This window comes from Pelomonas parva, from assembly GCF_043555835.1.
In the GTDB taxonomy this organism is placed as follows: domain Bacteria; phylum Pseudomonadota; class Gammaproteobacteria; order Burkholderiales; family Burkholderiaceae_C; genus Pelomonas; species Pelomonas parva.
This window is the reverse complement of the sequence record NZ_JBIGHV010000002.1, coordinates 538,747-565,389: the sequence shown is the minus strand read 5'-3', so window position 1 is coordinate 565,389 and position 26,643 is coordinate 538,747. Positions and strand designations below refer to the sequence as shown.

The following is a 26,643-nucleotide window of genomic DNA, read 5'->3' as shown; positions in this document are numbered from 1 at the left end:
TTTCAGCTGCGGAAGGGCTTCATCTCTTCCACGCTGACCGAAGGCTGGCCAGGGCGGGTCAGGCTGCCGGCGAGGTCGAGCAGGCGGCGGGTCTTGGCACGCATGACGACGGTGCCGTCACTGAGGGTGGTGAAGGTCAGCTTGTCACCGGCTTCCAGGCCCAGCCGCTCGCGGATTTCCTTGGGGATGGTGGTCTGGCCTTTGGCGGTGAGGGTGGCTTCCGACATGAGAATTCCTTTCGATCAACGAAATCGTAAGGAAATCGAGAGGTCATTGCAAGTCAGCAACGCAATGGGCGGGCGCTGGCTCTCTGTGTTGAGGAAGGGCGCCGCAAGCCTGCGGCCTGGCTGGATCGTCAGGGGTTCCAACTACGGGTATGGGTTGAGGACCTGGCCGATCCCGTGCGCAAGCAGCGCCGTCGCCACTTCGCGGTTGCAGGCCTGCCTAGGTCATCACGACCGGCTCGATGCTGCCGTCGTCCCCAAAGTGCAGGCGATCGATCGCTACCTGGCGGTGATTGCCGTCGGTCTCATCCAGGGGGCGCCGGTGATAGACGATGTACCAGTCGTCGGTGCCAGGGATGCAGATCACCGAGTGGTGCCCGGCGCCCCGGGCCACGCGAGGGTCCTGCTGGAGGATCTTGCCCCGTGGCGTGAACGGCCCGAGGGGACTGGGCCCCGTGGCATAGGCCACGCTGTACAGGGGCCCGGTCCACTCGCCCTCCGACCACATCAGGTAGTAGACGCCGCGCCGCTTCAGCATGAACGGCGCCTCGACATAGTCGGGTGACGGCGTGATGGACTTGTAGGTCTGGCCGTCCTCGAACGGGGTCAGGCTGGTGAGCTCGGGGGACAGGCGGACGACGTTGCAGTGCTTCCAGCCACCGTAGTACAGATAGCAGGTCCCGTCGTCATCGCGGAACACCATCTGGTCGATCGGTTGCGCGCCGTGAACGATGCTGCCGATCAGCGGCTTGCCAATGGCGTCCCGGAACGGGCCGTCCGGTCGGTCGCTGACCGCCACGCCGATGCCACCGATCTGCTGATCGCTCTTGATGTCGTTGGCGCCGAAAAACAGGAAATAGCGCCCGTCCTGTTCGATCGTGCAAGGCGCCCACATCGCATAGGCCGCCCAGCTGACGTTCTCGATGTCGAGCACGCGCGGATGACGGGTCCAGGTGACGAGATCGGGCGAGGAAAAGGCGTCGAGAAACGTCTGCTTGAGGAATGGGCTCCAGATCGTGGGCGATGCCCGCTGCTGGGCCTGCCATGCCGTGAAACGGCTGGGCTCCGCAGGGACCGGCCCGTCGGCCGAATAGGTCGGATAGATCCAGTACCGGTCGCCGAAGATGCGAATGTCCGGATCGGCGTACCAGCCCGGCAGCACCGGATTGGCTGCGAGTGCCGTGCCCGCAGCGACGAGTCCAGCGGAAGGCCCGGCCAACTGCGTTTGTTGATTGATCAAGGGCATGGACTGACTCTGAGACGGCGCGTGGTGGACGAGGCGATTCTTCACGGCACAGCAAAGCTGACGCGCGGGTTGCCGCGGCCCAAGGCCGCACCCAGGCCGGTGGGCGTCTCGATGCGGCCGATCCGCGTGTAGCTGTAGTCCGAGCGTAGCGCCTCGTAGAACACCACCAGCGTGTCGTCGCCATAGAGCAGCACGTCACCGGCGCGGATGTTTCTCAGCGGCGCGGCGGCCGTGGGCAGGCTGCGCGGGAGCTTGGCGTATTTCTCGTTGCCGTTCAGCTCCACCATGTCGAAGGTGGCCGGCAGCAACGCGACGAAGGCGCGCGTGGTGGCGTTGTCCTCCAGCGTCACGGCAAAACGCCGGGTGTCCACGGTCATCCACATGGTTGTCTCCTTCGATGCGGCTGGCTTGCCGCTGCGTCCTTCTTCCAACGGTCTGTCCGCAGCAGCAGCGGAAAACGCGAGCATCAATGCCAGCAGGCCGGCTGCTGCCCGGGAGGATTTCATCAGCGCCATGTCAGCCGGCGTCGCGCTGCCCGCGCGCGCCGTCAATGTGCTTGATGAAACGCGCGGGAATGCCGCCCACCACCGTGTTCGCCGGCACATCCCGCGTCACGACCGCATTGGCAGCCACCACGGCGTTCTCGCCGATGGTCACGCCGGGCATCACGGAGACACCGGCGGCCAGCCACGCACCCTTCTCGATGATGATGGGCGCGCAATGCGTGGAACGGCGGGTTGCCGGATCAAGCGGGTGGTTGATGGTGACCAGGTTCACCTTGGGGCCGATGAGCACGTCGTCGCCTATGGTGATGCCGCCGCGGTCCATGAACTCGCAGGCGTGGTTGATGAACACGTTCTTTCCGACGCGGATGTTCCTGCCGAAGTCGCTGTAGAACGGGGGCAGGAGCGCGAACGATTCGTCGACCTGTGTGCCGGTCAGGTGGCTGAACAGGGCGCGCACTTCGGCGGCGTCGTGATAGCCGGTGTTCATCTGGGCGACGACACGTTGCGCCTCGGTGATCAGCGCGGCGATCTTCGGGTACTCCGGGTCGCTGAGGGAAATGGTGTCGCCAGCCAGCTCGCGCTGGAAGATGTCGCGGGTGCTCATTGCCTTTCCTTCAAGCTGCGGGCCGCGCCAGATGGTGGCCAAAGAAGGCTGTCAGCTTGGCCCAGGGAATTAGGTTCACGCGGTCGTACAGGTCGACGTGGCCGGCACCGGGCACCCAGTGCAGTTCCTTCGGCTCCGCCGCGCGCTGGAACGCGGCCTCGCTGAACTCCCGCGAGTGAGCCTCGGTTCCGGTGATGAACAGCATCGGGCGCGGCGCGATCGTCTCGATGTCGTTGAATGGATAGAAGTTCATGAACTTGACGTTGCTGCTGAGCGTGGGGTGAGTGGTCAGCAGCGGCGACTGGCCGGGCGGCGTGTACTCGCCGCGGGGCGTGCGGTAGAAGTCGAAGAACTCGCGCTCGATCGGGTGGGAGGCCGGCGTGATCTGGTGCACCGTGCCGCTGGTGTACTGCGTTTCACCGCCAGTGAACTCGACATCGCGCTGCCGCGCGGCCTGGGCGATGACGGCCTTGCGTTGCGCAACCGTCTGCGACTGGTTCAGCGCCTGCCGGTTGGCGGCACCCATGTCGTACATGCTGACCGTGGCGATGGCCTTCATGCGCGGGTCGATCTTGGCCGCGCTGATGACGAAGCTGCCGCTGCCGCAGACTCCGAGGACGCCGATGCGTTCGCGGTCCACGGCAGGCTGCGTGCCCAGGTAGTCGACCGCAGCGCTGAAGGCTTCGGCATAGAGGTCGGGCGACACCGCGTTGCGCGGGCGGCCTTCGCTCTCGCCCCAGAACGGCAGGTCGATGGACAGCGTCACGAAGCCCTGCTCGGCCAACTTCGTGGCGTAGAGGTTGGCGCTCTGCTCCTTGACGGCGCCCATCGGGTGCCCGACGACGATGGCCGCCTGGGGTCCGGCGCTGCCCGGCCGCTTGGGGGTGAACAAATTGCCTGCGACGTCCATGCCGTACTGGTTGCGAAAGCGCACCTTGCGCGTCGTGACCGCTGCGCTTTGATAGAAGTTGTCGGCATCCCCGGGCTGGCGATCCCCGCGACGTGGTGCGGCAGCGGGCGAGGCTGGTTGATCCTGGGCCGCTGAGGACGCGCCCGCCACCAGGCCGCCGATGGCGACCAGGCCGACGCCGGCCCCGGCGAGGAAACTGCGACGCTGGGGCGCGTCCTGCTGGTCGTCGAGCGGGTGGGAGTTCGATGAAGTCTGCTTCGTCATGTCGATGTTCCTTGGCCGGACCGGACGTACACCCGGCCCATGCGTGTTCTGGGATGACAGGAAGTTTGACGACGCACGAAGCCCATGACTAGGTGATGGACGCTTATGCAGCTTATAAGGCTGGCTAATCAATCCAAGCGGTACCGCACATGGCAAGACGCAACCTCAACGACCTGCTCGCCTTCGTGACCGTGGCGCGCGAAGGCAGCTTCACACGCGCCGCCGCGACGCTGGGCGTGACCCAGCCGGCGCTCAGCCAGGCGATACGTGGGCTGGAGGAGCGGTTGCAGATGCGCCTGCTCACGCGCACGACGCGCAGCGTCGCGCCCACGCCGGCGGGCGAGCGGCTGGCGCAGGCCATCGGCCACCGTTTCGACGAGATCGAAGCCGAACTCGATGCGCTGACCGCGCTGCGCGACAAGCCGGCCGGCACCGTGCGCATCACCTGCGGCGACCACGTGCTGCGCAACGTGCTGATGCCCAAGCTCGGGCCGCTGCTGCACGAGTACCCCGACATCACGCTCGAGTTCGACATGAGCTATGGCTTCCGCGACATCGTGGCCGACCGGTTCGACGCGGGTGTGCGCCTGGGCAACACCATCGACAAGGACATGATCGCCGTGCCGATTGGCCCCGAGCTGCGCATGGCCGTGGTGGCATCACCCGGTTACTTCGCGCAGCATCCCAAGCCGAAGACGCCCCAGGACCTGATGTCGCATCGCTGCATCAACCAGCGCATGCCGACCTCCGGCGGCCTCTATGTCTGGGACTTCAGCCGTCGCGGCAAGCACGTCAATGTGCGTGTCGATGGCCCCCTGATCTTCAACACGGCACCGCCGCAGGCCGACGCTGCCATCGCCGGCCTGGGCATCAGCCTGCTGCCCGAAGACGAGCTGGAGCCCTACCTGGCCGACGGCAGCCTGGTGCGCGTGCTGGAAGACTGGTGCCCGCCCTTCGCCGGCTACCACCTCTACTACCCCAGCCGCCGGCAGCCGTCACCGGCCTTCACGCTGGTGCTGCAGGCGCTGCGATACGAGGCTTCGCGGTAGCAAGAGGGCCTGCACAGAACGAGGTCAGGTCTAAAGAACAAATCCCCAACTTGCACCTCAAGTCCACGGCCGGCCGCCGCTACGGTGAACGAACAAAACCTCTCGGCCCGCAAGCCCTCAGCTGCGACGCTGCGCCAGCGGCAACTGCACGCGCGCATCCAGGCCCGTGACACGTTCACCCTTGCTGCGGTTCACCAACTCGATCTGCCCGCCCAGCGAATGCACCAGCGCCTGGCAGATCGCCAGGCCCAGGCCCGAGCCCTTGCCGGTGTCGCCGGCCGCAAAGGGCAGGAACAGCCGGGCCTGCTGCTCGGCCGTCAGCCCGGTGCCGCCGTCCGCGATCAGCAGCCGCGCCATGCCGGCGTCAACCGACAAGTCGATGGCCAGCCGCCCGCCGGCCGGCGTGTGCTGGATGGCGTTGTGCAGCAGGTTGCGCGTCAGCTCGCGCAGCGCCCATTCGTGGCTGGCGATGGGCGCGGGCTCGGTGCGGATGTCGAAGTCCAGGCCCTGCTTGGCGATCAGCGGCGCCAGGTCCAGCGCCACGGCGCGGGTGATCTCGGCCCAGTCCTGCGTGGGCATGGCCTCGCCGGGCTGGCGCATCTGCTCGGCGCGCGCCAGCGCCAGCATCTGGTTGGCCAGTTGGGTGGCGCGGTTCACCGTCGTGGCGATCTCGGCCAGCGCCTGCAGGGGCTCCACGTCGCCCTGGCGGGCCGACTGCACCTGCACCTTCAGCACGGCCAGCGGTGTGCGCAGCTGGTGCGAGGCATCGCGCACGAAGCGCTTCTGATGCTCCAGCAGCCGCGCCTGGCGGGCAAGCGCCTCGTTGGTGGCGGCGATCAGCGGGGTCAGCTCGACGGGCAGGTCAGGCGCCTGCAGCGGGCTGAAGTCGCCGGCGTCACGCTCGCGCAGCGCGGCGCTCAGCTCGCGCACCGGGCGGGTCGCGCGCTGCACGACGGCCCACACGACGATGGCGATGACCGCCAGCAGCGCCGCCTGGCGCCACAGCGTATGCAGCAATACCTGGCGCGCCAGGCTGCGCCGCAGGTCCAGCGTCTCGGCCACCTGGATGGTGGCCAGGCCCATGCCGGTCTGGCCCGAGACCGGCTGCAGCAGCACGGCCATGCGCACCGGCTCGCCGCGAAAGCTGGCGTCGTAGAAGTCCACCAGCGCCGGGTAGGCGCCCTGCACGGGCAGCTGGCCGGTCCAGCTGGGCAGGTCGTCGTAGCCCGACACCATCTCGCCCTTGAAGCCGCGCACCTTGAAATACAGGCGGCTGCGGCCATCGGTCTCGAAGGCCTCCAGCGCTGCATAGGGCACGGGCGCTACCAGCCGGGCCTCGTCACCGCTGCCGTCCACACCCAGCAGCTCGCCGATGCTCTTGGCCGAGGCCAGCAGCGTGCGGTCGTAGGCGGTGTCGACGGCGCGCAGCGTCTCGCGGTACAGGCTCACCGCATTGACGGCCACCAGCAGGCCCACCGGCAGCAGGATGCCCCACAGCAGCCGGGCGCGCATGGACAGGCCGGCGAGGCGTCGGGCCAGACGGCTAGGCATCATCGGCGTGCAGCAGCCTGTAGGGCGGGTCGCGACCCGCCGCTAGGTGGACGGATGCAGATGTGTGCAGCCCCCGGCAAACGGCGGGTCGCGACCCGCCCTACGGGGCTTTGCTTGGTTTTGAACTCAGTCATCGGCTTGCAGCAGATAGCCGAGACCACGCAGCGTCACCAGCTTCACGCTGGCCGCCGGCAGCCGCTTGCGCAGCCGGTAAGCGACCACCTCGATGGCATCGGGCTGGGCATCGGCCGCGTCGGCAAACACGAGGTCGAAGAGCTTGTCCTTGGCCATCGCCTGCCCCGGCCGCACGAGCAGCGCGCGCAGCAGCGCGGCCTCGCGTGGCGGCAGGTCCAGTGGCTGGCCCTGGTGGTAGACGGCGCCGCTCTCCACGTCGGCGCGCAGGCCGCAGAAGCTGGGCACATCCGGCGGCCGTGCCTCGCTGGCCTGGCCTTGGCGGCGCACCAGCGCACGGATGCGGGCTTCCAGTTCATCCAGGTCGAAGGGCTTGGGCAGGTAGTCGTCGCCACCGGTGTTCAGGCCCAGGATGCGGTCGCCCAGCGTGCCCCGGGCCGTGATGATGATGACCGGCGTCGTCAGCCCCTCGGCACGCGCCTGGGCCAGCACGTCCAGCCCGTCCTGGCCGGGCAGCGACAGGTCCAGCAGCACGACGTCCGGCACGCTGGCGCGCCAGCGGCTCAAGGCCTTAGCGCCGTCGTCGCAGATGACGACGCGAAAGCCGCGCCGCTCGAACGACCTCTGCAACGAGGTCTGCATCGCGGCGTTGTCCTCGATCACCAACAGCTTCATGGGGCGGCAGGCTAGCACTGTGATCCCCTGCGGCTGGGGCTGAGGTTTACCCCGAGGCGATGGACAGCCGAATGACAGCCTCGCTGTCGAGGATGGAACTCCCAATAAGACATACAGGAGACAAGCGATGACATCGCAAATGAAGACGCTCGCCCTCGTGGCGCTTGCCGGCGCATCGACGCTGGCCGCCGCCCAGACCACCTCCAGCGTGACCATCTTCGGCGTGCTCGACGTCGGCGTGCAGCGCCTGAAGAACGGCAACAAGACGCTGAACCTGGAGAGCATCGACGGCATGCAGACCAGCCGCATCGGCTTCCGGGGCCAGGAGCAGCTGGGCAACGGCCTGAGCGCCAGCTTCCACCTGGAAGGCGCGATCGGCCCCGACACGGGCGCCGGCGGCGACTGGCGGCGCCGCGCGACGGTCAGCCTCGCGAGCAAGGACGCGGGCGAGCTGCGCCTGGGCCGCGACTACACGCCCACCTTCTGGAGCATCAGCCGCTTCAACGCCTTCGGCACCAACGGCGTGGGCGCGGCCAGCAATCTGGTCTATGGCTTCGACGGCGTGTCGGGCACGGCCAAGACGGTGATCCGCTCCGACAACTCGGTCGGCTACTTCCTGCCGGGTGGCCTGGGCGGCGTCTACGGCCAGGCCATGGTGGCGGCTGGCGAGGGCTCGACGGGCCGCTATGTCGGCGCACGCATCGGCTGGGCCGGCGACGGGCTGGATGTCGCGCTGGCCGCGTCGGAGACCACCAACACGCTGGCCGGCGACAAGTTCAAGGTCGTCAACCTGGGCGCCAGCTACACCCTCGGCGCGCTCAAGCTGCTGGGCCTCGTGCACAACAGCAAGCAGACGACGCGCGAGCAGAAGAACGTCGCCATCGGTGCCCACTACAAGGTGGGTTCGGGCGTCATCCGCGCCAGCTTCGTGAACGCCAAGTCCAGCAACAGCGCCAACGGCCAGGACTACACCGGCAAGCTGTACGCGCTGGGCTATGTGCACACGCTGTCCAAGCGCACGTCGCTCTACACGACGGTCTCGAAGGTCAACAATAGTGCGACGGGGCGGTTCCTGATCCCAGGTGGTTCGGCCATCACGCCGGGCCAGGGATCGAGTGGTGCCGAAGCCGGCATCTACCACTCCTTCTAAGCTGACAAGACCAAGGAGATACCCATGCGTCGCGACACCTTCCTGAAGTCCCTGGCGGCCCTGGCCGCCGCCGGTGCACTGCCCTCGGCCCATGCGGCAGGCGTGCCGATGAAGATGATGATTCCCGCCAACCCCGGCGGTGGCTGGGACACCACCGGCCGCGCCCTCGGCAAGGCGCTGCAGGACGCGGGTGTCGCGTCCTCGGTGCAGTTCGAGAACAAGGGCGGCGCGGCCGGCGCCCTGGGCCTGGCGCAGTTCGTCAACGCCAGCAAGGGCGACCCGAACGCACTGCTGGTCATGGGCGCCGTCATGCTGGGCGGCATCATCACCGGCAGGCCGCCGGTCAGCCTGTCGCAGGCCACGCCCATCGCGCGGCTGATCAGCGAATACAACGTCTACGTCGTCCATGCCGCGTCGCCGCTGAAGACGATGAAGGACGTGGTGGACCAGCTCAAGAAGGACCCCGGCAGCGTCAAGTGGGGCGGCGGCTCGCGCGGCGCCACCGAGCACATCGCCGCGGCCATGATTGCGCGCAATGTCGGCGTGGACGCGGCCAAGATCAACTACGTGCCCTTCCGCGGCGGCGGCGAGGCGGTGGCGGCCATCCTGGGCGGCAACGTGACGGTGGGCGGCAGCGGCTTCAGCGAGTTCCAGCCCTACATCGACAGCGGCAAGATGCGCGCGCTGGCCGTCACGGCGCCGACCCGCATCAAGGGGCTGAACGCACCGACGCTGAAGGAGCTGGGCATCGACGTGGAAATCGGCAACTGGCGCGGCCTGTACGCCCCGCCCGGCATCACGGCCGATCAGCGCAAGGCGATGACGGACAGGGTGTTGCAGGCCCTCAAGAGCAAGAGCTGGGCGGAGTCGCTGGCCAAGAACGGCTGGACGCCGGCCCTGCTGAGCGGGCCCGAGTTCGACGCCTTCGTGGACCGCGAGTTCGCGACGCTGCGGGCGATCATGGTCAAGTCTGGAATGGTGTGAGCCCCTCGCCCAGTCTTGCTTCGGCTGCACGCCGGCAAGCCTGGTCGGTCCCCCGAGGGGACGGCGATGCTCGCGGCATTGAGCCGCTCGCACATCGCCAGACGGGCCGGCTTGGGAGCGGCCCGGCGCTCGGCCCGAAATGCATGCGGCGGTGCCGCGAATTCAACAAGGATCGCTGATGAGCAGCAATTCCTCTTCAACCGGCCAGACCCTCGCCGGCATCGCCGCACTGCTCGTCGGCGCCGTGATGGCCTATGGCGCCACGTTCATCTCGTCGGAGGCCGGCTATGCCGGTGTCGGCCCCAACGCCCTGCCCTGGCTGGTGGCCGTGGTGCTGATGATCTGCGGCGCCTGGCTGATGTGGGAGGCGCGCACGGGCGGCTACCGCGAGATGGAGGCGCCGTCCGGCGCCGAGCGGGCGGACCTGCCCGCTGCCGCCTGGGTCGTGGCCGGCGTCGTCGCGAATGCCGCCCTCATCACGACGCTGGGCTTCATCCTGTCGTGCGCGCTGTGCTTCGCGCTGGCCGTGCGCGGCCTGCGCATGGCTGAGGGCAAGCCCGGCGGCGCACTCAAGCGCGGCGTGCTGGACCTCGTCACCGGCATCTGCATCTCCGCACCGGTGTTCTGGCTCTTCACCAAGCTGCTCGCCATCAACCTGCCCGGCCTGACGGCCAGCGGCTGGGTTTGAGGAAGCCAAGACCATGACCGATCTCTGGACCCAGCTGCTCGGCGGCTTCATGACCGCCGGCACGCCCATCAACCTGCTGTGGGCCTTCGTCGGCTGCGTCGTCGGCACCGCCATCGGCGTGCTGCCCGGCCTCGGCCCGGCCGTGACGGTGGCCATGCTGCTGCCGATCACGACGCAGGTGGAGCCCACCGCGTCGATGATCTTCTTCGCCGGCATTTACTACGGCGCGATGTACGGCGGCTCGACGACGTCCATCCTGCTCAACACGCCCGGCGAGACCGGCACGATGGTGACGGCGCTGGAGGGCTTCAAGATGGCCAAGAGCGGCCGCGCCGGCCCGGCGCTGGCCACGGCGGCCATCGGCTCCTTCGTGGCCGGCACCATCGCCACGGTGCTGGTCACGCTGTTCGCGCCCGTCGTGGCGGACTTCGCCGTCACGCTGGGCCCGCCGGAATACTTCCTGCTGATGCTGTTGGCGTTCACGACCGTCAGCGCCGTGCTGGGCAAGAGCACGCTGCGCGGCATGACCTCGCTGTTCATCGGCCTGGCGCTCGGCCTGATCGGGCTGGACCAGATCACCGGCCAGGTGCGCTACACGGCCGGCGTGCCCGAGTTCATGGACGGCATCGAGACGGTTCTCGTGGCGGTCGGCCTGTTCGCCGTCGGCGAGACGCTCTACATGGCGCTGTACGAAGGGCGCAGCACGGCCAACCTGAACAAGCTCAGCAGCGTGCACATGACGCGCAGCGAGTGGCGGCGCTCCTGGCCGGCCTGGCTGCGCGGCACCGCCATCGGTTTCCCGTTCGGCACCATCCCCGCCGGCGGCTCGGAGATCCCGACCTTCCTCAGCTACGCCACCGAGCGCAAGCTCAGCAAGCACAAGGACGAGTTCGGCACCACCGGCGCCATCGAAGGCGTGGCCGGCCCCGAGGCGGCCAACAACGCGTCGACCACGGCCACGCTCGTGCCGCTGCTGACGCTGGGCATCCCCACGTCGGTCACGGCGGCCATCCTGCTCAGCGCGCTGCAGAACTACGGCATCCAGGCCGGCCCGCAGCTGTTCACCACGTCGTCGGACCTGGTGTGGGCGCTGATCGCGTCGCTGTACATCGGCAACGTGATGCTGCTGGTGCTGAACCTGCCGCTGGTGGGCCTATGGGTCAAGCTGCTGAAGATCCCCAAGCCGCAGCTCTACGCGGGCATCCTGATCTTCGCGACGGTGGGCGTCTACGGCATGCGCCAGAGCGCCTTCGACCTCTACGTGATGCTGGCGCTGGGCCTGATGGGCGTGGCGATGCGGCGCTTCGACTTCCCGACCGCGCCGGTCGTCGTCGGCATGATCCTCGGGCCGATGGCCGAAGCACAGGGGCGCAATGCCTTGTCCATCGGCAGCGGCAGCTGGAGCGTGTTCATCGAGCGGCCGATGTCGGTGTGCCTGCTGGTGGTGCTGGCTGCGGTGCTGGTGCTGCCGCGGGTGTGGAAGCTCAGGCGTCGTCGTTGAGCGCGCCTCAGCGCGTCAGCTCCTCCGCCAGCATTTCGGCCTGCCTGATCACCGTCTCTGTCGCCAGCAACTGCATGTCCGGCGGGTAGCCGTACTGCCGCAAGGTTCGCTTCACCATCACCTTCAGCTTGGCGCGCACGTTCTCCTTGATCGTCCAGTCGATGCTGGCGTTCTCGCGCACGCGCTGCGTCAGCACCACGGCCAACTCGCGCAGTTGGTCCTTCTGCATCAACTCGCGGGCGCTGTCGTTGTTCGCTACCGCCGTATAGAACGCGTACTCGAACGAGGTCAGGCCCAGTTGCGCCGCCTCGTCATCGGCCGCCACGATCTCCTTGCTGACCTTGATCAGCTCCTCCATCACCTCGGCGGCCGTCAGGATCTTGTTCTGGTACTTCCTGATCGCGGCTTCCAGCATGTCCATCAGCGACCGGCTCTGCACCAGGTTGCGTTTGGCGCGCGCCTTCAGCTCGTCGCCCAGCAGCTTCTTCAGCACCTCCAGCGCCACGTTCTTGTGCTCGTAGCCCTTCAGCTCGGCCAGGAAGTCGTCGGACAGGATGGAAATGTCCGGCTTCTTGATGCCGGCCGCGTCGAACACATCGACCACCTGCTCAGACACCAGTGCCTGGTCGATCACCTGCCGGATCGTGGTCTCGAGCTCTTCGCTGCTGCGGCCGCCGGCCACGCTGTCGAACTTGACCAGCCTCGCCTTCACCGCCTGGAAGAAGCCCACCTCGTCCTTCACGTCCATGGCCTGCTCGTGCGGCACCGCGATGGCGAACGCCTGTGACAGCGCAGCCACCTCATTGATGTATCGCTTGCGCCCATCATCCAGGCCCAGGATGTGCTCCTCGGCCTGCAGGATCAAGGACAGCTTCTCGCCGGTGTCGGCCTTGAAGAAGCGTTCGTAGGCAAAGCCGTGGAACAGCGCCGACACCACCTCGATCTTCTCCAGCAGCAGGCGCACCGCCTGTTCCTGTGCCACGGCCGGGTCGCCCCTGCCGCCGGCGTCGGAGTAGAACGACAGCGCCTCCTTCAGGTCGGCCGCGATGCCCAGGTAGTCCACCACCAGGCCGCCTGGCTTGTCCTTGTGCACGCGGTTGACGCGCGCAATCGCCTGCATCAGGTTGTGGCCCTTCATCGGCTTGTCGATGTAGAGCGTGTGCATGCTCGGCGCGTCGAAGCCCGTGAGCCACATGTCGCGCACGATCACCAGCTTCAGCGGGTCGGCGTCGTCCTTCATGCGCTCGGCCAGCAGCTTGCGCTGCTCCTTGGTCGTGTGGTGCTGCGCCAGCGTCGGGCCATCGGCGGATGAGGCCGTCATCACCACCTTCATCGCGCCCCGGCGCAGGTCGTCGTCGTGCCACGCGGGCCGCAGCGCCTTGATCTCTTCGTACAGTTCGGCCGCGATGCGGCGCGACATGCTCACCACCATGGCCTTGCCCGCGAACACGGCCTGCCGGGCCTCGAAGTGCGCCACGATGTCGCGCGCAATGTTCTTCACACGCGGCTCGCTGCCGATCAAGGCCTCCATCCGAGTCCACCTTGCCTTGGCCTTCTGCGTCTCGGTCAGCTCGTCGAGCTCCAGCTCCTCGTCAAGCTCGGCGATGAGGCGGCGGCCCTCGTCGCTCAGGCTCACCTTGGCCAACCGGCTCTCGTAGTAGATGCGCACCGTGGCGCCGTCTTCCACGGCCTGTGCAATGTCGTAGATGTCCACGTAGTTGCCGAACACCGCCGGCGTGTTGACATCGGTCTTCTCGATGGGCGTGCCGGTGAAACCCAGATAGGTGGCCTGCGGCAGGGCATCGCGCAGGTACTTGGCAAAACCGTAGACCGTCTTCTTGCCGACGACGTTGCCGCTGCCGTCCTTCACGTCCACCAGGCGGGCCTCGAAACCGTACTGCGTGCGGTGCGCCTCGTCGGCGATCACCACGATGTTGCGGCGGGGCGAGAGCTCGTCGTGCACGTTGCCACTTTCTGGCTGGAACTTCTGCACCGTCGAGAACACCACGCCGCCGGCCGCCACCTTCAGCAGGCGCTTCAGGTGTTCGCGGTCTGCCGCCTGCACCGGCTCCTGCCGCAGCAACTGGCGAGAGGCGGCAAAGGTGTCGAAGAGCTGGTCGTCCAGGTCGTTGCGGTCGGTCAGCACCAGCACCGTCGGGTTGTCCATCGCCAGCACGATCTTGCCCGTGTAGAACACCATCGACAGCGACTTGCCCGAGCCCTGCGTATGCCACACCACACCCGCCTTGCGGTCGCCCTTGGGCTGGTCGCGCGCGTCGGGCACGCCGTAGCTCGCCGGAGTTTCGCGCACGGCCAGCGGCGCGCTCAGGTCGGCCGCCCGCAGCGTGGAGGCCACCGCCGCGTTCACCGCGTAGTACTGGTGATAGGCCGCCAGCTTCTTGACCGTGCTGACCGTCACCTGGCCGGTCTGCGCATCCACCTTGCGCGCCTTCTCGAACACGATGAAGTGCCGCAGCAGGTCCAGCACCGTGGCGGGCGGCAACATGCCCTGGATCAGCGTTTCCAGCTGGCTGACGAGATGTGAGGCCTCGGCCTTGCCGTCCGCGCTCTTCCACGCCATGAAGCGCGACAGCCCGGCCGACAGCGCGCCGGCCCGCGCCTCCAGGCCATCCGAGATCACCACCCAGGCATTGGTGTGGAACAGCGCCGGGATGACCTGTTTGTAGGTCTCCACCTGCTGGTGCGCCGACCGAATCGTCGCGTTCTCGCTGCCCGCGTTCTTCAGCTCCACCACCACCAGCGGCAGGCCGTTGACGAACAGCACCACGTCCAGCCGCTTGCGCTCCGCATGCTGCTCCTGGTTCTGCGCCACGGTGAACTGGTTCACCACGAGGAAGTCGTTGGCTTCAGGCCGCGCAAAGTCGATCAGCGCCACGCGCTCGCCGCGGGCCTGCCCGTCCTGCTGCAACTCCACCGTCACGCCCTCGGTCATCCAGCGGTGGAAGTGCTCGTTGGCATCCAGCAGGTCCGGCGAGGCATGGCGTTGCACCTCCTTGATGGCCATCTCCACCGCCTGCGCGGGCAGCCGGTGGTTGATGCGGCGCACGGCTTCAGCGAACCGCTCGGCCAGCAGCACATCGCTGTAGCGGGCGCGCTCCGGGCTGTCGCCATCGGGCGCAATCACCGGCCCCGGCAGGTAGCGCCAGCCCTGGCGCTCCAGCAGCTTGATGGCGAAGGCCTCGATGGCGGATTCGGTCAGGTAGCTCATGGGCCCTCCCCAGGGTCTTGATGCTCAGCAGGCTACGCGGACTTCGCCGCTCATCAGTTTGGGTAGCAGGTTGTCGCGCGTCCGCTCCAGAACCGCAATCTGCTCGATGTTGCGCTGTCGCTTGGACAAGACGGGTTCACTCCAGGATGAGAACTGCTCAGCGAGATCAAGGCTGGGTAGCGTCGTCTTGATCGCCAAGATGTCTTCCGGCCGAACCCGCTGGTGGCTGCCACTGGTGCCCGATGCCGCCATCATCAGGGCGTCTCGGGCCGCGCTGGACGTGAGCAACCCGTAGAGGTAGCCGAACCAGGCCTGCTTCTTGGGCTTGAGCACCTGGAACTCGGTCGAACAAATCGCCTGCGGGCCTTCGGGCAGCGTGTCGATCGGCCAGACACGCGACACCCGCGGGTTGAGCTTGGAAACCAGCAACACGCCCTCGGGCACTTCGAATTTGTTGCTGAGAATTTGCGAGCCCGGCTCCACGACTGCCCGCTGGCCCGCATCGAAAGCCGGCAAGCTGAAGTGAAGGAACGCCGCTGCCGGTTGATCACCGGGCTGAACCCCTCTCTTCAGGTGATCAGCGAAGTCACCAACGCTGTACTCGGTCCAATGGTCCTCAGCGCCTTCCAGGAACCACTGCCGGAACAGCGTCTCGGCCATGGTTTCGAGAGTACGGTTCTGGCGGCGCAGTAGGTCAACCTTGTCGTCCAGACCAGCTAACAGGTCGGCAATGGCTTGCTGTGCAGCTGGCCGCGGCACCCGCGCCGGCAGTAGGTGAACATGGTTTCTGTTCAGCGTTGGGTTTGAGGAACCGACGTCATAGGCTCCGAGATCCAACGACTGCAAGTAGTAGTAGACGAAGCGCGGAACATTGCCGTGGAAATCCTTCACCCAGAGAGTCGTGTCGTGGGGCCAGTAGTCGCCCGCAAGATAGAAGACCGACCCAAGCGTTCCTTTTCGCCCCAGCACCACGCCAGGACCTTTGACAGGTGCTTCACGGTGGTAACTCCTGATGCCTGAAGACGACACAACGGGGTATGTCCCTTCCGACTGAAGAGCCTTCGTGATGTCAAAGCCTCTTTGCAGAGTGACAACCTTCCCTAAGGCTGTTACTTCCCACTCGGAATGGGTTTCTGCGGATGAGTCTTTACGAGGGCTGGCGCTGGTCGGCGGGCTATTCATCGCCAACCTCGCTGCGTCGCATATCAAGTCGGAACTTAGCCTCCACCAACGCCCTATGCAGCCTCTCCCGCAACACCTCCTGCGGCGGCAGCTGCAGCCAGTACTCGGCCACATGGATCTGGTCTTTCTCCAGGTCCATCAGCTCCACCACCTCGGCGTCCTTGTCGCTGCACAGGATGATGGCGATGGGCGGGTTCTCGCCGGGCTGCTGCTCATGCTTGGCCAGCCACTTCAGGTACAGCTCCACCTGGCCCTTGTGCTCGGGCCGGAACTCGCCCAGCTTCAGCTCGATGACCACCAGCCGGCGCAGCCGGCGGTGGAAGAACAGCAGGTCGATGACGTAGTCGTGCCCGCCGACCTGGATGCGCTTTTGCCGGCCCATGAAGGCGAAGTCAGAGCCCAGGAGTCTGCGCGGCAGAGGGCGTGGCCCGCGCCGGGGCGAGTTGCGGGGCCAGGCAAGGCGCCGGCGAGGCGTGGGTCGGGACCCACAACGAGCCGGCAACGCCGAATGGCCCCGCAAATCGCCCCGGCCCTCCGGGTTGGGCCTGGCTGGGGCGCATGCGGCGTTGCTCGTCGTTGCGGGCGCGAGCCCGCGGCCTCCTCGCGCCTTGCCTGCGCCCCAGCCAGGCCCAACGCGGGCCACGCCCTCTGCCGCGCAGACTCCTCGCAGGATAAAGCGCTCCAGCTCGGCCAGGATCGCGGCTTCCAGGTCTTTCTCGGTGAAGCCGTCCTTCAGGTCCAGGAAGTCCAGCAGATAGGGGTCTTTCAGGAACAGCGCGGGGCTGGCGTTGCTGCCCTGGCCCAGCTGCGCCAGCTCCTGGCGGATCAGGTGGTCCGGCTGCCGGGAGATGGCCGTGCGCTCGTACAGCAGGCCGTCCATGCGCTCGCGCAGCGTGCGCACGGACCAGCGCGACTGCGCGCACAGCTCGGTGTAGAAGTCGCGCCGCGTGGGCTCGTCGATCTTGATCAGCTCGACGAAGTGCGACCAGCTCAATTGTTGCGACAGCGTCGCAACTTTCCGCTCGTCGGGCAGGCTGTCGTAGAGCTTGGCCATGCGCGTGAGGCCCGAGTGGCTGAAGCCGCTGCCGTAGTCGCGCGTCAGGCGTTCGGCCAGGGCCTTCAGCACGCCGGCGCCATACGTCGCCCGCTCGCCCTGCAGCACCTGGGTCTTGATGGCCTTGCCGACGTGCCAGTAGGTGAGCACCAGGGCCTGGTTCACCTGCGTGAGTACCTGGGCCCTCGCCTGCTCCACCCGCTGGCGGGTGTCCTGGTACAGCGTGTCCACCACCGGGTCGGTCGGGTCAGCGGCAGGCGCGGCAGTCACACGCCTGCGGCTCACAGCTTCACCTTGGCCAGGTTTTCGGCGATGGCCGCGTTCAGGCGCGCCTCTTCCAGCAACTGCGCCTCCAACTCGGCCTTGAGCGCCGCGAAGCGCTCGGCGAAGTTGAAGTCTTCGTCCTCGTCGGGCAGGCCCACGTAGCGGCCGGGCGTGAGCACATGGTCCAGCTCCGCCACGCGGGCCAGCGGCACCGAGGCGCAGAAGCCTTTCACGTCGGCATAACCCGGCTCGCCGGTGCGCCAGGCGTGGTAGGTGCCGGCGATCTTGCCGATGTCGCCATCGTCGCCGGCGCTCAGCTCGCGGGTGCGGCGGTTGATGAGGTGGCCCAGGTTGCGCGCGTCGATGAACAGGATCTCACCCTTGCGCGGGTGGCCGTTCTCTCGCGCGCAGTTCAAGAACCAAAGGCAGGCCGGGATCTGGGTGTTGAGGAAGAGCTTGGCCGGCAGGTTGACGATGCAGTCGATGAGGTTGGCCTCACTCACCAGCGCGCGGCGGATGTCGCCCTCGCCGCCGCTCTTGCTGGTCAGCGAGCCCTTGGCCAGCACCACGCCCGCGCGGCCATTGGGCGCCAGGTGGTGCAGGAAGTGCTGCAGCCACGCGAAGTTGGCGTTGCCCACGGGCGGCACGCCGTGCTTCCAGCGCCCGTCCTTGCGCAGCAGTTCACCGCTCCAGTCGCTGACGTTGAAGGGCGGGTTGGCGATGACGAAGTCGGCCTTCAGGTCCTTGTGGGCGTCGTTCAGGAACGAGCCCTCGGTGTTCCACTTGACCTGCGACGAATCGATGCCGCGGATGGCCAGGTTCATGCGCGCCAGCCGCCAGGTGGTCTGGTTGCTTTCCTGACCGTAGATGGAGATGTCCTTCAGCTGGCCCTGGTGCGAGGTGACGAACTTCTCGGACTGCACGAACATGCCGCCGGAGCCGCAGCAAGGGTCGAACACCCGGCCCTCGTAGGGCTCCAGCATGGCCACCAGCAGCTCCACGATGGAGCGCGGCGTGTAGAACTGCCCGCCCTGCTTGCCCTCGGCCAGCGCGAACTCGCCCAGGAAGTACTCGAACACATGGCCCAGCACGTCGGCGCTGCGGGCCTTGGCGTCGCCGAGCGCAATGCTGCCGATGAGCTTCATCAGACCGCCCAGGCTGAGCGGGTCCAGGTTCTGGCGCGAGAAGACCTTGGGCAGCACACCCTTGAGCAGCGGGTTGTCGCGCTCGATGGCATCCATGGCGCCATCGATGGACTCGCCGATGGTGGGCTGCGTGGCCTGGCTCAGCAGGTAGGACCAGCGGGCCTGCGCCGGCACGAAGAACACGTTCTCGGCGGCGTATTCGTCCTTGTCCTCGGGGTCGGCACCGGCGAAGGCGCCCTCGCCCGTTTTCAGCTTGGCGTGGATCTCTTCGAACGAGTCGGAGATGTACTTCAGGAAGATCAGGCCAAGCACCACATGCTTGTACTCGGCGGCATCGATGTTCTTGCGCAGCTTGTCGGCAGACTTCCAGAGCTGCTTTTCCAGCGGTTCTTCTTGAGTGGCCTTGTCAGCCTTCGGTCGGGCCATGGCGGCGGGTATTCCTCTTGTGACAAAACGCCGTCCGCGACGGGCCGGCGCATCCTAACTGCGGCCCTCTCACTCCTCCAACGGCGCCAGCAGCAGGTGCAGCTCGGGCGCCGTGAACTTCGCGAGCATCGAGCCGTCGTCCCGCCCCAGCAGGCCGTCGGCCAGCGCCCGCTTGCGCGCCTGCAGCTCCAGCATGCGCTCCTCGATGCTGCCCTGCGCCACGAGCTGGTAGACGAAGACCGGCTGGTCCTGGCCGATGCGGTGGGCCCGCGCGCTGGCCTGGGCCTGCACGGCGGGGTTCCACCAGGGGTCGACGTGGATGACGGTGTCGGCGGCGGTCAGGTTCAGGCCCACGCCGCCGGCCTTCAGGCTGGCCAGCAGGATGGGCTCCTCGCGCGCCTGGAAGCGGCGCACGACCTCGCCGCGCTGGGCGGACGGCGTCTCGCCGGTCAGGCGCAGGTGGGCCAGCCCCAAACGGTCCAGTTCAGCGGAGATCAGGCTCAGCATCTCCGTGAACTGCGAGAACACCAGCAACCGCCGGCCCTGGGCGACGAAGTCGGGCAGGTGCTCGCGCAACCAATCCAGCTTGGCGCGCTCGACGCCGGGCGGCACCTGCATGCTCTTGACGAGTAGCGGGTCGCAGCAGACCTGGCGCAGCTTCAGCATCGCGTCCAGCACGCTGATGAGGCTGGCGCTGCTGAAACCGTCGCGCTCCAGGATGCGCCGCACCATGTGGTCGGCCGCGACGCGCACGCTCTCGTAGAGCTGCTTCTGCTGGCCGACCAGCGTCACGCGCTTGACCAGCTCCGTCAGCGGCGGCAGCTCGGCCGCCACCTCGGTCTTCATGCGACGCAGGATGAAGGGCCGCACGCGCGCGGCCAGCAACCGGGCGCGCGCGCCGTCGCGGTTGACCTCGATGGGCTTGCGCCAATGCTTGGCGAAGGTGCGCGAGTCACCGAGGAAGCCGGGCATCAGCAGGTCGAACTGCGACCACAGCTCGCCGAGGTGGTTTTCCAGCGGCGTGCCGGTCAGCGCCAGGCGGTGGCGTGCGTCCAGCCGACGTAGCGCGCGGGCCGCGCGGGCCTGGGCGTTCTTGACGGCCTGGGCTTCGTCCAGGATCAGCAGATGCCAGGGCTGGGCCGCGAGCGTGCGCAGGTCGCGCCAGACGAGGTTGTAGGTGCTGAGCACGATGTCGGCGCTGGCGAGGTCGACGGCCGCGCGGTCGGCGCCGTGCCAGGTCTGAACCGTCAGCCCCGGCGCGATGCGCGCGGCCTCATGCTGCCAGTTGAACAGCAGCGAGGTCGGCACGATGACCAGCGCGGGGCGGTCCAGCCGGCCGGCCTGCTTCTCCGCCCAGATATGGGCCAGCGCCTGCGCCGTCTTGCCCAGGCCCATGTCGTCGGCCAGGATGCCGGCGAGGTTGTGCTCGCGCAGGTACTGCAGCCAGGCCAGGCCGTGCAGTTGGTAGGGCCGCAGCATGAGGCCCAGGCCTGGGGGCTGGGGCGTCGACGTGGGTGCGCCGGCCGCCAGCAGGCGCCGGCCCAGCGCCTTGAGGCCCGCGTCGCCATGGATCTGCCAGCGGCCGCGCGACTCCTCCTCGACGCAGCGGATGCGGTCGGCGTCCCACTCATTGAGCTTGAGCGGCTTGCCCTTCTCCAGCTCGGCGGGCTTGAGCAGGTCCAGCAGCGCCAGCATGATGGCTTTCAGCGGCGCGGCTGCGGCGTGAAAGCGCCGGCCGCCGGGTGCGCGCAGCGAGATGACGGCGTCGTCCTCGATGGCGGCGATGGCCACGGCGTCCAGCCAGCGCTTGTCCTTGCGCAGCAGGTTGGCGATCAGCGGCGCGAGGTCGATCTGCTTCCCGTCCACCTCCATGCCGAGGCTGACGAGCCAGGCGCCGGTGCGCCGCTCCAGGCCCAGGCCTTCGACACGGCGGCCGGGCTTGGGCGCTTCTTCAGCCGCTTCTTCGCTCAGCCCGAGCTGCCAGCCGCTGACGGACTGGCTGTGGTGGGCAAAGCCCGGCTCGGTCGTGACCTGCCAGCCGAGCGCCTGCAGTTCGGGCACCTTCTCGGCATGGAAGTCGCCGAAGAATTCCTCCTGGACGAGGGTCCACAGCGACTCGCCACCCAGCGCCAGCGGCGCACCGCGCCATTGCAACAGCGCGGGGTCGAGCGCGACGAGGCCCAGCTTGAGCAGCGTCTGCTCGGCATCGGCATCCCGCCGCGCCAGCGTCGCCACCGTCACCTGCTCGCCGCGCGGGCCAAGGGCACCGCGCGGGCGCAGACCCAGCAGGCCGTCGCCGCGGGTTAGCGTGCGCAGCGTGAGGTGGGGCGGGGAAACATCGACCATTGCGACAGTCTCGCAGCGCCGAAGCCCGCAAGGACGAAGGGCGAACCGCCGTTACCGGCCGTTCGCCCTCCTTGTGCGAAGACCTGCGGCCAGCGCGGCCGCGGATGTCGCAATCAGCTAGCCAAGACGCTCTTGATGTGCGCAGCGATCGCGTCATCCTGGCAGTTCGTGAAGAACAAGTCCTGGAACTTCTCGCCCGACACGGTGGCCTTCAGCAGGTCCTGGTCGACGGTCTTCAGCACCGTCAGCATGTCCTTGCACGAAGCGGCCTTCAGGTCCTTCAGGATGCCGCGGTTCTTGGCCATGATGGCGGCGCGCTCCTTGGGGTACCCGGCGCCGCGCTCGTTCTCGAGCAGCTTGCGGTAGCAGTCCTGCAGGTTCAGCTCGGCCGCCCAGCCGAAGCCCTTGGCGTAGGGCATGGACATGGCGTTGCCGTCGTTGATCTGGCCGAACAGGAAGGCGTCGGTCGGGTCGATGACCAGGCCGCAGAACACGCCGGGCATGGAGTTGCAGGCCAGCATGGAGCCCATGCCGGTGCCGCAGCCGGTGATGACGAAGTCGGCGGCCTTGCTGTTCAGCAGGATGCCGGCCAGCAGGCCGTTCATGACGTAGGTGAGCGAGGCCTTGTCTTCCGGCGTGTACATGCCGTAGTGGTGGACGCTGTGACCGAGCGGCTCGGCAACGGTCTTGAGCGCGCTGTGCACGATCTCAGACTTGGCGGCTTGGCTGTTCTCGATGATGAGGGCGATCTTCATGGCGGTGACTTTCAGAGGCGGTGCGGAATGGGGCGGACGCGGCAGAGGCCGGCGGCGCGCGCCATTTTGCCCGTTTATGGAACGACGTTCCGAAAATCTCGCTCAAGCCCGCGAGCAATGCGGGGATTCACCCGCAGCTTCTCAATCGCCCTCGCCGCCCAGCGGCTTCAGCTGACGCCCCGCCGGCAGTGCCCGCAGGTACTTGAACGTGCCGGTGGCATGGGCGCAGAGCTTGCCGTCAGCAGCGAAGACCGAGCCCTCGCAGAAGGCCATGGTCGTGGAGCGGTGCAGCAACTTGCCCACGGCCCTCAGTTCGCCTTCGCCCGGGCGCATGAAGCTGGTCTTCATCTCCACGGTGACGACGCCCGGCCCCAAGTCGGGCAGATGACGGTTGACGCTGCGGGCGGCGTGCGCCATGGCCACATCAAGCAGCGTCATCACGACGCCACCGTGGGCCACGCGCCAGGAGTTCAGGTGCTGCTCGGCAATGGTCAGGCGCAGTTCGGCTTCGCCGTCTTCGATGGCTTGTAGCGTCAAGCCTAGTTGTTCGACGAAGGGGATGTGAACCGGGAATTGCATCCCGTCAGTTTCCATGGACGGCGCTGACACCACCGTCCACAGCCAGGATCTGCCCCGTGATGTGCTTGCCCGCCTTAGACGCGAACAGCAGCGCCGCGCCCTTCAGGTCGTCGTCGTCGCCCAGACGGTTCAGCGGCGCATGGGCGGCCAGCTTCTCCTCGCCGAGGCTGGCCAGCAGGCCCTTGGTCATCTTGCTCGGGAAGAAGCCCGGCGCCAGCGCATTGACGGTGATGCCGTACTGCCCCCACTCACCGGCCAGCGCCCGCGTGAAGTTCACGGCGGCGCCCTTGCTGGTGTTGTAGGCGATGGTCTTCATGGCGCCCGAGTTGCCCGACAGCCCGGCGATGGACGCCACGTTGATGATGCGGCCGGACTTGCGCGGGATCATGCTGGCCTTGGCCACCGCTTGCGCGAAGACGAACAGGCTGCGGATGTTCAGGTCCATGACCTTGTCCCAGGCCTCGATGGGGTGATCCTCGGCCGGCGCGCCCCAGGTGGCGCCGGCGTTGTTGACGAGGATGTCGATCTTGCCCATGCGCTCCATGGTTTCGGCAACCACGCGCTGCGCGTCCTCGGCCTTGGACGCGTCGGCGGCGATCCAGCGCGTGTCGATGCCGCGGGCCTGCAGGTGGGCGGCGGCTTCTTCGAGATCGGCCGCCTTGCGCGAGGTCAGCATGATCCTGGCGCCGGCATCACCCAGCGCCTCGGCGATCTGCAGGCCCAGGCCGCGCGAGCCGCCGGTGACGAGGGCCACCTGGCCGCTCAGTTCGAAGAGGTCTTGGACTTTGGTGCTCATAGGTATTCAGCCTTGATGTCGCGGCACAGAGGCTCGCGGCGGGAGACGACGTCGAGCCAGGCACCGATCTTGGGCAGCTCGTACGCAAAGAAGTAGCGGGCGGCGGCGCGCTTGCCGTGGGCGAAGTCGCTGTCGCCCTCAACCGCGAGCGCCACGTCCAGCCACAGCCAGGCCAGCACGGTGTGGCCGAAGGCCTGCATATAGGGCACGGCGTTGGCCAGCGCGTCCTCGGGCTGGCCGGTGCTCCAGGCTTTCTTGGTGGCGCCGCCTACTTGAGCTAACGCCGCAGCCAGCTGGTTGGCCTGCTGCGCCCAGTCGGTCTGGATGGCGCGCTCGATGGTGAGTTGCACGCGCGCCGCCAACGCGGCCAGTGACCCACCTCCCTGCTGCACCACCTTGCGCCCCAGCAGGTCCAGCGCCTGGATGCCATGCGTGCCCTCGTGGATCATGTTCAGCCGCTGGTCGCGCCAGTACTGCTCGACGGGGAAATCGCGCGTGTAGCCATAGCCGCCCAGCACCTGGATGGCCAGCGAGTTGGCCTCCAGGCACCACTCGCTGGGCCAGCTCTTGGCGATGGGGATCAGCACGTCCAGCAGCGCCTGCGCCTGTGTCTTGTCATCACCCGTCGCGAGTTCGTCGACGAGGCGCGCGCAGTAGAGCTCCAGCGCCAGGCCGCCTTCGACATAACTCTTCTGTGCGAGCAGCATGCGGCGCACGTCGGCGTGTTCGATGATGGGCCGCTGCGGGCTGGACGAATCTTTGCCGGCGGCGGTCATCGGCCGGCCCTGCGGGCGCTGCTTGGCGTATTCCAGGCTGGCCTCATAGCCGGCATAACCGAGCATCACAGCGCCCAGCCCGACGCCGATGCGCGCCTCGTTCATCATGTGGAACATGCAGCGCAGGCCCTCGCCGACCTTGCCGACGAGGTAGCCGATGGTGCCGCCGCGCTCGCCGAAGTTCAGCAGGCAATTGGTCGTGCCGCGATAGCCCAACTTGTGGTTGAGCCCGGCCAGCACAACGTCGTTGCGCTCCCCGGTGAGCTGGGCCTGTTCGTTGACCAGCCACTTGGGCACGATGAAAAGGGAGATGCCGCGCGTGCCGGGGATGAGCTTGCCATCCGGGCCGGGCACCTTGGCGAGCACCAGGTGGATGATGTTCTCGGTGATCTCATGCTCGCCGGCGGAGATCCACATCTTGTGGCCCTTGAGCCGGTAGCGCGGGCCCAGCGGGTCGGTCTCATCGTCAAGCTCCGCCCGCGTCGCCACGTCGGACAACGACGAGCCGGCTTGCGGCTCGGACAGGCACATGGTGCCAAACCAGCGGCCGGCGAACTCGTTCCTGGCGAACACCTCGCGCTGCAGCGGCGTGCCGTGGGCCATCAGCAGGCTGGCATTGCCCGAGGTCAGCATCGCGTAGCCGCCCATCGCCACGCTGGCCTTGCTGAAGAAGGCGTTGCCGGCCATCTCGATGACGCAGGGCAGTTGCATGCCGCCCACGTCGTAGTCCTGCGCGGCGGCGAGCATGCCGGACTCGGCATACGCCTTGGTCGCGTCATGCGTGGCCTGCGGCAGGTGCACGCGCTCGCCGTCGAAGTTGGGCTCCTGCGTGTCGGCCAGGCGGTTGAACGGCGCGAACTTGTCGCGGGCGATGCGCTCGCAGGTGTCGAGCACGGCGGTGAAGGTCTCGGCCGAATGCTCCGCGAAGCGCTCGCGCTTGGTCAGGTTGGCGGCCTGCAGCCAGTCGAACAAAAGGAAGTCGAGCGTCTCGCGCATGTTCACTCCGACAGGCGAACGATGGTGCCCTGGGCCAGAGCGCACAGCTTCTCGGCGCCGTCCTTCACCGCGAAGACCTCGCAGCGGCACACCGCCTGCGTCTTGCTGACGGCGTCGGCGCTGGCGCGGGCGATCAGGCGCTCGCCCACCGCCGGGCGCACATAGTTGATCTTGAACTCCGACGTCACGACCGGCACCTGCATCGCCGTGCCGCCGGCAAAGGTCAGCGCGTTGTCGGCCAGGTAACTGACGACGCCACCGTGCGCAAAGCCGTTCTGCTGCAGGTGCTCGGGCTTGAGCGCCAGTTGCAGGTCGACCTTGCCGGGCGACAGCGCCACGAGTTCGGTGCCGAGCAGCACGCTGAACGGCTGCTTGGCGAGGACCTCGCGGCCCATCGCCAGGAACACCTCGGGACTGACACTCATCAGAGGACTTCGAAGACGCCCGCCGCGCCCATGCCGCCGCCGATGCACATCGTCACGCAGACACGCTTGGCGCCACGGCGACGGCCTTCGATGAGGGCGTGACCCGTCAGGCGCTGGCCCGACACACCATAAGGGTGGCCGACGGCGATCGCGCCGCCGTTCACGTTCAGGCGGTCCATCGGAATGCCCAGCGTGTCGGCGCAGTACAGCACCTGCACGGCGAAGGCTTCGTTCAGTTCCCACAGGTCGATGTCGGCGACCGTCAGGCCCAGCTTCTTCAGCACCTTCGGGACCGCGAACACGGGGCCGATGCCCATCTCGTCGGGCTCGCAACCGGCGACCGCAAAGCCCAGGAAGCGGCCGAGCGGCTTGAGGTTGTGCGTGGACGCGTACTGCTCGCTGACCAGCGCGCAGGCACCCGCGCCATCGCTGAACTGGCTGGCATTGCCGGCCGAGATCAGGCCACCGGGAATGGCGGAACGCAGGTCCTTGATGCCCTCGTAGGTGGTGCCTTCGCGTAGGCCTTCATCGGCGCTGATGGTGACTTCCTTGCTCATCAGGCCCATCACCTTGTCGGCGACGCCCATGGTCGTGGTCACCGAGATCAACTCGTCAGCGAACTTGCCGGCGGCTTGCGCGGCACAGGCCTTCTGCTGGCTGCCCGCGCCGTACTGGTCCATGCGCTCACGCGAGATGCTGTAGCGCTTGGCCACGTTCTCGGCCGTCTGCAGCATGTTCCAGTAGATCTCGGGCTTGAGCTTCATCAGCGCCGGGTCGACCAGCATGTGCTTGTTGGCCTCCTGCTGGACGCAGGAGATGCTCTCGACGCCGCCAGCGATGTAGACGTCGCCCTCGCCCGCAATGATGCGTTGCGCGGCCATCGCGATGGTCTGCAGGCCGCTGGAGCAGAAGCGGTTGATGGTAACGCCGCTCACGGTGATGGGCAGGCCTGCCTTCAGCGCGATCTGGCGCGCGATGTTGGAGCCGGTGGCGCCTTCGGGCGTGGCGCAACCCATCAGCACGTCCTCGATGGCGCCGCCCTCGATGCCGGCGCGCTCGACGGCGGCCTTGACGGCATGGCCGCCCAGCGTCGCGCCATGGGTCATGTTGAACGCGCCCTTCCAGCTCTTGGCGAGCGGCGTGCGGGCGGTGGAGACGATCAGTGCGTTGCTCATGTCTTGTTCCT

Annotated in this window: 23 protein-coding genes; 5 read left to right on the top strand and 18 right to left on the bottom strand. The window is 67.5% G+C overall.

What is annotated here, in order from left to right:
- Positions 1 to 2: 2 nt before the first annotated feature.
- From ACG00Y_RS06110 to ACG00Y_RS06090, 5 genes are all read right to left on the bottom strand, one after another.
- A complete protein-coding gene (locus tag ACG00Y_RS06110; protein WP_394476948.1) occupies positions 3 to 227 on the bottom strand; it encodes an AbrB/MazE/SpoVT family DNA-binding domain-containing protein in 225 nt (74 codons plus the stop codon).
- Between the two features lie 217 nt (positions 228 to 444).
- Positions 445 to 1,470: a glycoside hydrolase family 43 protein gene (locus ACG00Y_RS06105; RefSeq protein WP_394476947.1), complete on the bottom strand. Its 1,026-nt coding sequence runs from the start codon at positions 1,468 to 1,470 to the stop codon at positions 445 to 447.
- Positions 1,471 to 1,511: 41 nt separating this feature from the next.
- A complete protein-coding gene (locus tag ACG00Y_RS06100; RefSeq protein WP_394476945.1) occupies positions 1,512 to 1,853 on the bottom strand; it encodes a cyclophilin-like fold protein in 342 nt (113 codons plus the stop codon).
- Between the two features lie 133 nt (positions 1,854 to 1,986).
- Positions 1,987 to 2,580, bottom strand: a complete 594-nt coding sequence (locus ACG00Y_RS06095) for a DapH/DapD/GlmU-related protein (protein ID WP_394476944.1) — start codon at positions 2,578 to 2,580, stop codon at positions 1,987 to 1,989.
- A gap of 10 nt (positions 2,581 to 2,590) precedes the next feature.
- The gene (locus ACG00Y_RS06090) at positions 2,591 to 3,754 is read right to left on the bottom strand and encodes an alpha/beta hydrolase (protein ID WP_394476942.1); all 1,164 of its coding nucleotides are present in this window, start codon (positions 3,752 to 3,754) and stop codon (positions 2,591 to 2,593) included.
- A gap of 149 nt (positions 3,755 to 3,903) precedes the next feature.
- On the opposite strand from ACG00Y_RS06090, the gene ACG00Y_RS06085 reads away from it, so the two are divergent.
- Entirely contained in the window at positions 3,904 to 4,803 is a 900-nt protein-coding gene (locus ACG00Y_RS06085) for a LysR family transcriptional regulator (protein ID WP_394476940.1), read from the top strand.
- Between the two features lie 117 nt (positions 4,804 to 4,920).
- Here ACG00Y_RS06085 and ACG00Y_RS06080 read toward each other — a convergent pair whose 3' ends face one another.
- Together ACG00Y_RS06080 and ACG00Y_RS06075 are read right to left on the bottom strand one after the other, a co-directional pair.
- Positions 4,921 to 6,354 carry a sensor histidine kinase gene (locus tag ACG00Y_RS06080; protein WP_394476938.1) on the bottom strand — a complete coding sequence of 478 codons (1,434 nt, stop codon included), beginning with the start codon at positions 6,352 to 6,354 and terminating at the stop codon, positions 4,921 to 4,923.
- A gap of 126 nt (positions 6,355 to 6,480) precedes the next feature.
- Positions 6,481 to 7,161 carry a response regulator transcription factor gene (locus ACG00Y_RS06075; protein WP_394476937.1) on the bottom strand — a complete coding sequence of 227 codons (681 nt, stop codon included), beginning with the start codon at positions 7,159 to 7,161 and terminating at the stop codon, positions 6,481 to 6,483.
- A gap of 127 nt (positions 7,162 to 7,288) precedes the next feature.
- On the opposite strand from ACG00Y_RS06075, the gene ACG00Y_RS06070 reads away from it, so the two are divergent.
- The 4 genes from ACG00Y_RS06070 to ACG00Y_RS06055 all read left to right on the top strand — a co-directional run bounded on the left by ACG00Y_RS06070 (position 7,289) and on the right by ACG00Y_RS06055 (position 11,484).
- Positions 7,289 to 8,311, top strand: a complete 1,023-nt coding sequence (locus ACG00Y_RS06070; protein ID WP_394476935.1) for a porin — start codon at positions 7,289 to 7,291, stop codon at positions 8,309 to 8,311.
- Between the two features lie 24 nt (positions 8,312 to 8,335).
- Positions 8,336 to 9,295: a tripartite tricarboxylate transporter substrate binding protein gene (locus ACG00Y_RS06065; RefSeq protein ID WP_394476933.1), complete on the top strand. Its 960-nt coding sequence runs from the start codon at positions 8,336 to 8,338 to the stop codon at positions 9,293 to 9,295.
- Between the two features lie 178 nt (positions 9,296 to 9,473).
- Positions 9,474 to 9,983, top strand: a complete 510-nt coding sequence (locus ACG00Y_RS06060) for a tripartite tricarboxylate transporter TctB family protein (RefSeq protein WP_394476931.1) — start codon at positions 9,474 to 9,476, stop codon at positions 9,981 to 9,983.
- A gap of 13 nt (positions 9,984 to 9,996) precedes the next feature.
- Positions 9,997 to 11,484: a tripartite tricarboxylate transporter permease gene (locus ACG00Y_RS06055; RefSeq protein WP_394476929.1), complete on the top strand. Its 1,488-nt coding sequence runs from the start codon at positions 9,997 to 9,999 to the stop codon at positions 11,482 to 11,484.
- Positions 11,485 to 11,491: 7 nt separating this feature from the next.
- On the opposite strand, the gene ACG00Y_RS06050 is transcribed toward ACG00Y_RS06055, so the two are convergent.
- The 11 genes from ACG00Y_RS06050 to ACG00Y_RS06000 form a co-directional block, all read right to left on the bottom strand.
- Positions 11,492 to 14,713, bottom strand: a complete 3,222-nt coding sequence (locus tag ACG00Y_RS06050; RefSeq protein WP_394476928.1) for a type I restriction endonuclease subunit R — start codon at positions 14,711 to 14,713, stop codon at positions 11,492 to 11,494.
- 24 nt (positions 14,714 to 14,737) lie between these two features.
- The gene (locus ACG00Y_RS06045) at positions 14,738 to 15,895 is read right to left on the bottom strand and encodes a restriction endonuclease subunit S (protein ID WP_394476926.1); all 1,158 of its coding nucleotides are present in this window, start codon (positions 15,893 to 15,895) and stop codon (positions 14,738 to 14,740) included.
- Positions 15,888 to 17,234 (bottom strand): PDDEXK nuclease domain-containing protein, encoded by a 1,347-nt coding sequence (locus ACG00Y_RS06040; RefSeq protein ID WP_394476924.1) that lies wholly within the window; start codon positions 17,232 to 17,234, stop codon positions 15,888 to 15,890. Before ACG00Y_RS06040 ends, ACG00Y_RS06045 begins: the two co-directional genes overlap by 8 nt.
- Positions 17,231 to 18,784, bottom strand: a complete 1,554-nt coding sequence (locus ACG00Y_RS06035; RefSeq protein WP_394476922.1) for a type I restriction-modification system subunit M — start codon at positions 18,782 to 18,784, stop codon at positions 17,231 to 17,233. Before ACG00Y_RS06035 ends, ACG00Y_RS06040 begins: the two co-directional genes overlap by 4 nt.
- Positions 18,785 to 18,853: 69 nt before the next feature.
- The gene (locus ACG00Y_RS06030) at positions 18,854 to 21,130 is read right to left on the bottom strand and encodes a DEAD/DEAH box helicase (RefSeq protein ID WP_394476920.1); all 2,277 of its coding nucleotides are present in this window, start codon (positions 21,128 to 21,130) and stop codon (positions 18,854 to 18,856) included.
- Between the two features lie 113 nt (positions 21,131 to 21,243).
- On the bottom strand, positions 21,244 to 21,885 hold the full coding sequence (locus ACG00Y_RS06025; protein WP_394476918.1) for an RpiB/LacA/LacB family sugar-phosphate isomerase: 642 nt from the start codon (positions 21,883 to 21,885) through the stop codon (positions 21,244 to 21,246).
- A 141-nt stretch (positions 21,886 to 22,026) separates the two neighbouring features.
- A complete protein-coding gene (locus ACG00Y_RS06020; RefSeq protein WP_394476916.1) occupies positions 22,027 to 22,479 on the bottom strand; it encodes a PaaI family thioesterase in 453 nt (150 codons plus the stop codon).
- On the bottom strand, positions 22,469 to 23,260 hold the full coding sequence (locus tag ACG00Y_RS06015; RefSeq protein ID WP_394476915.1) for an SDR family oxidoreductase: 792 nt from the start codon (positions 23,258 to 23,260) through the stop codon (positions 22,469 to 22,471). Before ACG00Y_RS06015 ends, ACG00Y_RS06020 begins: the two co-directional genes overlap by 11 nt.
- Positions 23,257 to 25,032, bottom strand: a complete 1,776-nt coding sequence (locus tag ACG00Y_RS06010) for an acyl-CoA dehydrogenase (RefSeq protein WP_394476913.1) — start codon at positions 25,030 to 25,032, stop codon at positions 23,257 to 23,259. The genes ACG00Y_RS06015 and ACG00Y_RS06010 overlap by 4 nt, the downstream gene beginning before the upstream one ends.
- A gap of 2 nt (positions 25,033 to 25,034) precedes the next feature.
- Positions 25,035 to 25,457 carry a PaaI family thioesterase gene (locus ACG00Y_RS06005; RefSeq protein WP_394476911.1) on the bottom strand — a complete coding sequence of 141 codons (423 nt, stop codon included), beginning with the start codon at positions 25,455 to 25,457 and terminating at the stop codon, positions 25,035 to 25,037.
- On the bottom strand, positions 25,457 to 26,632 hold the full coding sequence (locus ACG00Y_RS06000; protein ID WP_394476910.1) for an acetyl-CoA C-acyltransferase: 1,176 nt from the start codon (positions 26,630 to 26,632) through the stop codon (positions 25,457 to 25,459). The genes ACG00Y_RS06005 and ACG00Y_RS06000 overlap by 1 nt, the downstream gene beginning before the upstream one ends.
- Between the last annotated feature and the right edge of the window lie 11 nt (positions 26,633 to 26,643).

Bases quoted from the DNA above. Each gene is read 5' to 3' on its own strand.
- ACG00Y_RS06075 (WP_394476937.1), bottom strand. From the start codon at position 7,161: ATGAAGCTGTTGGTGATCGAGGACAACGCCGCGATGCAGACCTCGTTG.
- ACG00Y_RS06015 (WP_394476915.1), bottom strand. From the start codon at position 23,260: ATGAGCACCAAAGTCCAAGACCTCTTCGAACTGAGCGGCCAGGTGGCC.
- ACG00Y_RS06070 (WP_394476935.1), top strand. From the start codon at position 7,289: ATGACATCGCAAATGAAGACGCTCGCCCTCGTGGCGCTTGCCGGCGCA.
- ACG00Y_RS06050 (WP_394476928.1), bottom strand. From the start codon at position 14,713: ATGAGCTACCTGACCGAATCCGCCATCGAGGCCTTCGCCATCAAGCTG.
- ACG00Y_RS06095 (WP_394476944.1), bottom strand. From the start codon at position 2,580: ATGAGCACCCGCGACATCTTCCAGCGCGAGCTGGCTGGCGACACCATT.
- ACG00Y_RS06080 (WP_394476938.1), bottom strand. From the start codon at position 6,354: ATGCCTAGCCGTCTGGCCCGACGCCTCGCCGGCCTGTCCATGCGCGCC.
- ACG00Y_RS06000 (WP_394476910.1), bottom strand. From the start codon at position 26,632: ATGAGCAACGCACTGATCGTCTCCACCGCCCGCACGCCGCTCGCCAAG.
- ACG00Y_RS06085 (WP_394476940.1), top strand. From the start codon at position 3,904: ATGGCAAGACGCAACCTCAACGACCTGCTCGCCTTCGTGACCGTGGCG.
- ACG00Y_RS06045 (WP_394476926.1), bottom strand. From the start codon at position 15,895: ATGAATAGCCCGCCGACCAGCGCCAGCCCTCGTAAAGACTCATCCGCA.
- ACG00Y_RS06030 (WP_394476920.1), bottom strand. From the start codon at position 21,130: ATGGTCGATGTTTCCCCGCCCCACCTCACGCTGCGCACGCTAACCCGC.
- ACG00Y_RS06020 (WP_394476916.1), bottom strand. From the start codon at position 22,479: ATGGAAACTGACGGGATGCAATTCCCGGTTCACATCCCCTTCGTCGAA.
- ACG00Y_RS06025 (WP_394476918.1), bottom strand. From the start codon at position 21,885: ATGAAGATCGCCCTCATCATCGAGAACAGCCAAGCCGCCAAGTCTGAG.
- ACG00Y_RS06065 (WP_394476933.1), top strand. From the start codon at position 8,336: ATGCGTCGCGACACCTTCCTGAAGTCCCTGGCGGCCCTGGCCGCCGCC.
- ACG00Y_RS06110 (WP_394476948.1), bottom strand. From the start codon at position 227: ATGTCGGAAGCCACCCTCACCGCCAAAGGCCAGACCACCATCCCCAAG.
- ACG00Y_RS06055 (WP_394476929.1), top strand. From the start codon at position 9,997: ATGACCGATCTCTGGACCCAGCTGCTCGGCGGCTTCATGACCGCCGGC.
- ACG00Y_RS06100 (WP_394476945.1), bottom strand. From the start codon at position 1,853: ATGTGGATGACCGTGGACACCCGGCGTTTTGCCGTGACGCTGGAGGAC.
- ACG00Y_RS06005 (WP_394476911.1), bottom strand. From the start codon at position 25,457: ATGAGTGTCAGTCCCGAGGTGTTCCTGGCGATGGGCCGCGAGGTCCTC.
- ACG00Y_RS06035 (WP_394476922.1), bottom strand. From the start codon at position 18,784: ATGGCCCGACCGAAGGCTGACAAGGCCACTCAAGAAGAACCGCTGGAA.
- ACG00Y_RS06105 (WP_394476947.1), bottom strand. From the start codon at position 1,470: ATGCCCTTGATCAATCAACAAACGCAGTTGGCCGGGCCTTCCGCTGGA.
- ACG00Y_RS06010 (WP_394476913.1), bottom strand. From the start codon at position 25,032: ATGCGCGAGACGCTCGACTTCCTTTTGTTCGACTGGCTGCAGGCCGCC.
- ACG00Y_RS06090 (WP_394476942.1), bottom strand. From the start codon at position 3,754: ATGACGAAGCAGACTTCATCGAACTCCCACCCGCTCGACGACCAGCAG.
- ACG00Y_RS06060 (WP_394476931.1), top strand. From the start codon at position 9,474: ATGAGCAGCAATTCCTCTTCAACCGGCCAGACCCTCGCCGGCATCGCC.